Raw genomic sequence first — 6,251 nt, 5'->3', positions numbered from 1 at the left:
ACCCGTGTGCCGGTCCGCAGTCATCAGACCCGTGTGCCGGTCCCCGGGGCCGGTCCGCAAGTCGCCAGGCCCGTCCGCGGGTCCCACGGGTAGGTCCGCGGGTCCCCGGGCGGGTGAGACGGTCCCCGGGCGGGTCCGTTTGCGCGTCCGCCGGTCCGCCGGTCGGTCGCCCGCTGTTGTGGGGAAGTCGTGGACGGGCCGGTTACGCTGCCGGGCATGACCCCGCAGGCTTCCACTCCCGCCTACCGCCGGCTCAGTGTCGAGGAACGGCGCAGCCAGCTTCTCGACGCCGCGCTCTCGCTGTTCGCCCAGCGGGTGCCCGAGGAGGTCTCGCTGGACGACGTGGCGGAGGCGGCCGGGGTGTCACGGCCGCTGGTGTACCGGTACTTCCCGGGCGGCAAGCAGCAGTTGTACGAGGCGGCCCTGCGCTCCGCCGCCGAGGAGCTGGAGCAGTGCTTCGCGGAACCCCCCGAGGGACCGCTGACCGAGCGGCTGTCGCACGCCCTCGACCGCTACCTCGCCTTCGTGGACCAGCACGACGCCGGGTTCAGCGCGCTGCTCCAGGGCGGCAGCGTCATCGAGACCTCGCGGACCACGGCCATCGTGGACGGGGTGCGCCGGGCGGCGGCCGAGCACATCCTCGACCACCTCGCGGTGAAGGACCCCGGGCCCCGGCTGCGGATGACCGTACGGATGTGGATCACCGCGGTGGAGGCCGCCTCGCTGATCTGGCTGGACGAGGGCAAACAGCCGCCGCTGGACGAGTTGCGGGACTGGCTCGTGGAGCAGTTCGTGGCGGTGCTCACGGCGAGCGCGGGGCGCGATCCGCAGACCGCGGCGGCGGTGCGGGCCTCGCTCGCGATGGAGCGCCCGGACGGCATCGTGGGGGCGCTGGTGCGCCGGGTGCTGCCCGTTGTCGGGGAGGCGGCCCACCTGCTGTGACACTGGTCCGGTGAAGAGCGACGACACCCCCTTCGAGGGCGGCCCGCTGGACGGCCGGGTGCTGCCCGTGCTGCTGGGGATCACCGGCCACCCGCCCAAGACGTACCGCGTCCCGGTGCCCGCCCCGGACGGCGGGCCGCCCACCGTGCTCGTGTACCGCCGCGTCCAGGCGGCGACCAGCCGGCGGCTCGGGCTGCACCGGGGGTGGAAGTACGTGTTCGACCCCGAGGACGACGGGTCGGGGCCCCGGTTCGCCCTGCCCTGGGGCGGGCGCGGGCACAAGGGCCGCGACGCGGGCGGCGCCACGCCGGGCGGCAACGCCGACGAGTGACCTTCTTGGGCCGAAGTGGTCACCCGGCGCGCGCCCGGGGTGCGACCGCCCGATCCTGCCGGTGCGAGACGGGTGGTGGACGGGCCGCCCCGGCACCGGAGGTGATGGCATGTCAGGAAGGCTTCTGCGTCTGGTCTGTACGGCGGCGGTGGCGGCCGGCGCCCTGCTTGCACCGTCCCCGGCGGTGGCCGTGCCGGAGCCGGGCCCGAGCGCGGAGAACACGGCCGGGCCGGCGGCGGACCGTACGGCCGAGGCTCCCGGGGACGGCGAGAAGACCGGCGCGCCCGGGGACAGCGAGAAGACGGGCGCGCCCGATGACGGCGAGGAGGCGGGCGCGCCCGGCGCCGGGCAGTCCGCCGCCGCCCTCCTGACGGAGCTTCAGCGGCTGTACCGGGAGGCCGAGAAGGCCACCGAGACGTACAACGCCACCGCCGAGAAACTGAAGAAGCAGCGCGCGGAGACCGAGCGGCTCGACGCCCGCCTGGCCGCCGCCCGCCTCTCGCTGCACGACAGCCGCGGCGCCGCCGGCCGGCTGGCCCGCCAGCAGTACCAGAGCAGCGGCGAGATCTCCTCGTACGTACGGCTGCTGCTCGCGCGGGATCCGCAGCACGCGCTCGACCAGGGCCATGTGATCGGGCAGTTGTCGCTGGAGCGGGCCGAGACCGTGCAGCGGGTCACCGGCAGCGAGAAGCGGATCGACACGCTCGCGCGGGCGGCCCGCAAGGCACTGGACGGCCAACTGTCCCTCGCCGCACGGCAGAAGAAGGACCGGGACGCGGTACGGGGGCGCCTGGACGAGGTGCAGAGACTGCTCGCCTCGCTGAGCGCGGACCAGCTCGCCGAGCTGGAGCGCACCGAGAAGGCCGGCACCGACACCGCGCAGCGGGCGGTCATGGCGTCCGGGGCGCTCGACGACGACCGGCCGCCGACCCCGGCGGGCGAGCGGGCGGTGCGCTACGCCGTCGGGCAGATCGGCAAGCCCTACGAGTGGGGCGCCGAGGGCCCGGCGGCCTACGACTGCTCGGGGCTCACCTCGCGGGCCTGGGACCGGGCCGGGCGGCCGGTGCCCCGCACCAGCCAGGAGCAGTGGGCCGAACTCCCGAGGGTCCCGCTCGGCGAGCTGCGCCCCGGCGACCTGGTGGTCTACTTCCCCGAGGCCACGCACGTCGCCCTCTACCTGGGCGGCGGAATGGTCGTCCAGGCACCCCGGCCCGGCACGGACATCAAGGTCTCCCCCATCGCCGCCAACCCCCTGCTGGGCGCGGTCCGCCCCGACCCGGACGGGAAGCCCCTGCGGCACTACACCCCGCCGAAGCTCCCCGCGACCGCCACCGCCGGACCGGACGAGGGTTACGCCTCGACGGCCCCGGCGACCGAGGCCAGGTAGGCGCCCGTCTTCTCCGGGTCGTAGAAGAAGTTCTCGAAGTCGGCCGGGTTGTCGAAGCCGTTGGCGAAGCGGTCGGCCACGGGCTGGAGCCGGCCGGCGGCGCCGATCAGGTTGAGGACGTGCTCCGGGGGGAGGCCGAGCATGGCGTTCGTCCACTTGGTGACGTGCTGGGCGGTGTCCCAGTAGCGGTCGAAGGTGGCGCGCATCCACTCCTCGTCGAAGGGCTTGTCGCCGTGCTCGACGATCGAGGAGAGGTAGGCGGCGGCGCACTTGGCGGCCGAGTTGGAGCCCTGTCCGGTGATCGGGTCGTTGGCCACGACGACGTCGGCGACGCCGAGGACCAGGCCGCCGCCGGGGAGCCGGCCGATCGGGTTGCGGACGGTGGGCGCGTACCGGCCGGACAACGTGCCGCCCGCGTCGGTGAGTTCGACGTTGGTGGCGCGCGCGTACTCCCAGGGCGTGAACCGCTCCATGAGCTGGAGGGTCAGCGCGAGGTGCTCGGCGGGGTCCTTGACGCCGTTGAAGACGTCGAGCGGGCCGCCGGGGACGCCCTCCCAGAAGAGGATGTCGGCGCGGCCCGAGGTGGTGAGGGTCGGCATGACGAACAGCTCGCCGACGCCCGGCACCAGGTTGCAGCGCACCGCGTCGAAGTCCGGGTGCTCCGGGCGCGGGCCCAGACCGTGCACGTAGGCGACCGCGAGGGCGCGCTGCGGCTCGGTGTACGGCGAACGGGAGGCGTCGCGGCCGAACATGGAGACGAGTTCGCCCTTGCCGGCGGAGACCAGCACCAGGTCGTACGTGCGGGAGAAGTAGTCGAGGTCGGAGACGGCCGCGCCGTGGATGACGAGCTGGCCGCCGCGCTGGGCGAACGTCTCCATCCAGCCGGCCATCTTGACCCGCTGGTCGACCGACTGCGCGTACCCGTCGAGCCGGCCGACCCAGTCGATGGCGCGCTGCGAGGGGCCCGGGTCGAAGGAGCCGGGGGCGGCGACCGAGACGCCGAGGCCCTCGATCCGCGGGGCCTGGGACTCCCAGAAGTTGAGCTGGAGATCGCGCTCGTGCTGAAGTGCCGTGTCGAACATGCACTGTGTCGACATGACCCGGCCGGTGCGGATCTCGTCCGCCGTCCGGTTCGACATCAGGGTGACCTCGTATCCCCGCGACTGGAGGCCGAGGGCGAGCTGGAGCCCGGACTGGCCGGCTCCGACGACAAGTATCTTCCGCATGCGGGGTGTTCTCCTACGACTCGGGCGCGCGATCGCGGGCTGACTCAGGCGCGTTATTCCGGGCTGACTTCGAGCGCGTGGCCGACCAGGGCCAGCAGGGTCTCGACGACCGAGATCCGGCGGCGCGCGTCCATGATCATGACAGGTATGTGCGGGGGCACGGTCAGGGCCTCGCGCACGTCCTGCGGTTCGAACCGCTCGCTGCCGTCGAAGTGGTTGACGGCGACGACGTACGGCAGACCGCAGCTCTCGAAGTAGTCGAGCGCCGGGAAGCAGTCCGACAGGCGGCGGGTGTCGGCGAGGACCACCGCGCCGATCGCACCGCGCACCAGGTCGTCCCACATGAACCAGAACCGCTGCTGGCCCGGCGTGCCGAACAGGTAGAGCACCAGGTCGTCGTCGAGCGTGATGCGGCCGAAGTCCATGGCCACGGTGGTGGTGACCTTGTCCGGCGTCGCCGTGAGGTCGTCGGTTTCCTCGCTGGCCTGGGTCATCAGCGCCTCCGTCTGGAGCGGCGTGATCTCCGAGACGGCGGTGACCATGGTGGTCTTGCCGACGCCGAAGCCGCCCGCCACCACGATCTTGGTGGCGATCGGCGCGCGCGTGCGGTCCGTCTGCCAGGCCTGAAGGTTCTCCTCATCGTCGAGGAGGGGAGCGACGCCAGGTGCGGCGTCAGAGACGACGGAGTCCACTCAGCACCCTTTCCAGCAGAGCGCGGTCCGGCTGTCCCGGGCCGTGACCTGTTCCGTACACACGGATCTTTCCCTGGTCCGCCAGGTCGCTCAGCAGCACTCGGACCACGCCGAGGGGCATCCTGAGCAGGGCGGCGATCTCGGCCACCGTGCGCATACGGCGGCAGAGTTCGACGATGGCGCGCATCTCGGGCATGACCCGGCTGGTGAGCGAGCGGTTCGTCAGTTCCTTGCGCTCCTCCGGGGCCTCCAGCGCGGCCACGAAGGTCTCCACGAGCAGGACGTGCCCGAAGCGGGTCCGTCCGCCGGTGAGCGAATAGGGGCGTACCCGGGCCGGCTTGCGGTCGGCTCCGCGCACGGGCAGTTTACGGACGCCCTTCGACGCGGTCATCGGCTGCCCCCGAGGGCCTCGGCCTCAAGGGATTTCCGCAGCTCGGTGCGGAGTTCGGGCGTCAGCACGTGTCCGGCGCGGCCGACGAAGAGCGCCATGTGGTACGCCACCACGCTCATGTCGCAGTCCGGGGAGCCGTGCACACCGAGCAGCGAGCCGTCGCTGATCGACATGACGAAGAGGCTGCCCTCCTCCATCGCGACCATCGTCTGCTTGACCCCGCCGCCGTCCATCAGCTTGGCGGCGCCGACGGTGAGGCTGCCGATGCCGGAGACGATGGTGGCGAGGTCGGCCGCCGAGCCCTTGGGTCCGGCGGGCCTGGCGGTGTCGGCCGTCCGCACCTCGGCGTTGCGGCCGGGGTCGGAGGAGAGCAGCAGCAGGCCGTCGGAGGAGACGACCGCGACCGACTGGAGGCCCGGCACCTCCTCGACGAGATTGGTCAGCAGCCAGTGCAGGTTACGGGCTTCGCTGCTCAGGCCGAAGGTACTGGGCGCGGTCAACTGCTTGCCTCCTCGACGGTGCCCCCCGATGCTTCTACGTCCTGTGCTGTGCGCGGGCGCCCGGTGGGCGTGGGTCCCGCGGGCGGGTGTGCGGTGGGCGCGGCCGACGGGGTCCGGTCCCCGGGGGCGGGTGTCTCCGCTGTCCGGTCGGCGATCTCCGCCTCCACGTCACGGCGGCCCTCGACCGCGCCCCGGTGGAAGCCGCCCAGCCTGCGCCGCAGGGCGTCGGCGTCCACGCCGCCCACCCGGGGGCGCGGGGCCGTGGCGGCGGGGGCGGTGATCTTCGGCGTCCGCTTGGGCAGGCCCTTGTCGGTGAGCCGGGGGCGCTCGTCGGGGGCCCGCTCGTGGCTGTCGGGGCCGACGGCGTAGGGGTCGGTGCCGGGCCGCGCGGGGGCGGCGGGGGTCTCGGGAGCCTCGGCTGCTTCGGGGGCCCGCGAGGCTTCGGGGGCCCGCGAGGCGTCGGGGACCTCGGACGCGGCGGGGGTCCCGGGCCCGGCGGGGGTCCCGGACGCGGCCGGGGTCCCGGACCCGGCGGGGGTGCCGGTGGTCCCGTCGGGCGTCGCGTGGGCGGGCTGCGGGGCTGGGGGCTGTGCCGCGAGGTCCGGGAGCAGCAGCTCCATGGTGGTCTCGGGGGTGGCCTCCGGTGCCGGGGCCGGTGCGGTGGCCGGGAGCGGCTCGCGGGGTGCCGGGATGACCGGGGTCTCGGCACCGGCGGGCGCGGGGCCGCCGGGCGCGGGGCCGGCGTGGAGAACCTCTTCCGCCTGGACCACCACGCGACCCGT

7 protein-coding genes and 1 pseudogene are annotated in these 6,251 nt (G+C 73.9%); 3 read left to right on the top strand and 5 right to left on the bottom strand.

Annotated elements, in window-relative coordinates:
- Positions 1 to 216: 216 nt before the first annotated feature.
- The 3 genes from AB0912_RS19415 (at position 217) to AB0912_RS19405 (ending at position 2,660) form a co-directional block, all read left to right on the top strand.
- On the top strand, positions 217 to 942 hold the full coding sequence (locus AB0912_RS19415; protein ID WP_366701244.1) for a TetR/AcrR family transcriptional regulator: 726 nt from the start codon (positions 217 to 219) through the stop codon (positions 940 to 942).
- 10 nt (positions 943 to 952) lie between these two features.
- Positions 953 to 1,273 carry a hypothetical protein gene (locus AB0912_RS19410; protein WP_366701242.1) on the top strand — a complete coding sequence of 107 codons (321 nt, stop codon included), beginning with the start codon at positions 953 to 955 and terminating at the stop codon, positions 1,271 to 1,273.
- A gap of 109 nt (positions 1,274 to 1,382) precedes the next feature.
- Positions 1,383 to 2,660, top strand: a complete 1,278-nt coding sequence (locus tag AB0912_RS19405) for an NlpC/P60 family protein (RefSeq protein ID WP_366701240.1) — start codon at positions 1,383 to 1,385, stop codon at positions 2,658 to 2,660.
- Here the strand turns inward: AB0912_RS19405 and AB0912_RS19400 are convergent.
- From AB0912_RS19400 to AB0912_RS19380, 5 genes and pseudogenes are all read right to left on the bottom strand, one after another.
- Positions 2,624 to 3,886, bottom strand: a complete 1,263-nt coding sequence (locus AB0912_RS19400) for a styrene monooxygenase/indole monooxygenase family protein (protein ID WP_366701238.1) — start codon at positions 3,884 to 3,886, stop codon at positions 2,624 to 2,626. The two genes, AB0912_RS19405 and AB0912_RS19400, sit on opposite strands and share 37 nt — an antisense overlap.
- A gap of 53 nt (positions 3,887 to 3,939) precedes the next feature.
- Complete coding sequence (locus AB0912_RS19395) at positions 3,940 to 4,578, bottom strand: ATP/GTP-binding protein (protein ID WP_366701236.1); 639 nt, start codon at positions 4,576 to 4,578, stop codon at positions 3,940 to 3,942.
- The gene (locus tag AB0912_RS19390) at positions 4,559 to 4,969 is read right to left on the bottom strand and encodes a DUF742 domain-containing protein (RefSeq protein ID WP_366701234.1); all 411 of its coding nucleotides are present in this window, start codon (positions 4,967 to 4,969) and stop codon (positions 4,559 to 4,561) included. The genes AB0912_RS19395 and AB0912_RS19390 overlap by 20 nt, the downstream gene beginning before the upstream one ends.
- A complete protein-coding gene (locus AB0912_RS19385; RefSeq protein ID WP_366701232.1) occupies positions 4,966 to 5,469 on the bottom strand; it encodes a roadblock/LC7 domain-containing protein in 504 nt (167 codons plus the stop codon). Before AB0912_RS19385 ends, AB0912_RS19390 begins: the two co-directional genes overlap by 4 nt.
- Positions 5,466 to 6,251 (bottom strand): annotated as a pseudogene (locus AB0912_RS19380) (histidine kinase); the annotation flags it as partial. The gene AB0912_RS19385 and the pseudogene AB0912_RS19380, both read right to left, overlap by 4 nt.

Origin of the sequence: Streptomyces sp. NPDC007084 (assembly GCF_040703595.1) — a bacterium.
Lineage (GTDB): Bacteria > Actinomycetota > Actinomycetes > Streptomycetales > Streptomycetaceae > Streptomyces.
This window is presented reverse-complemented; position numbering and strand designations above follow the sequence as displayed.

Excerpts from the sequence above, each read along its gene's own strand:
- AB0912_RS19405 (WP_366701240.1), top strand. The coding sequence starts at position 1,383 with ATGTCAGGAAGGCTTCTGCGTCTGGTCTGTACGGCGGCGGTGGCGGCC.
- AB0912_RS19400 (WP_366701238.1), bottom strand. The coding sequence starts at position 3,886 with ATGCGGAAGATACTTGTCGTCGGAGCCGGCCAGTCCGGGCTCCAGCTC.
- AB0912_RS19390 (WP_366701234.1), bottom strand. The coding sequence starts at position 4,969 with ATGACCGCGTCGAAGGGCGTCCGTAAACTGCCCGTGCGCGGAGCCGAC.
- AB0912_RS19415 (WP_366701244.1), top strand. The coding sequence starts at position 217 with ATGACCCCGCAGGCTTCCACTCCCGCCTACCGCCGGCTCAGTGTCGAG.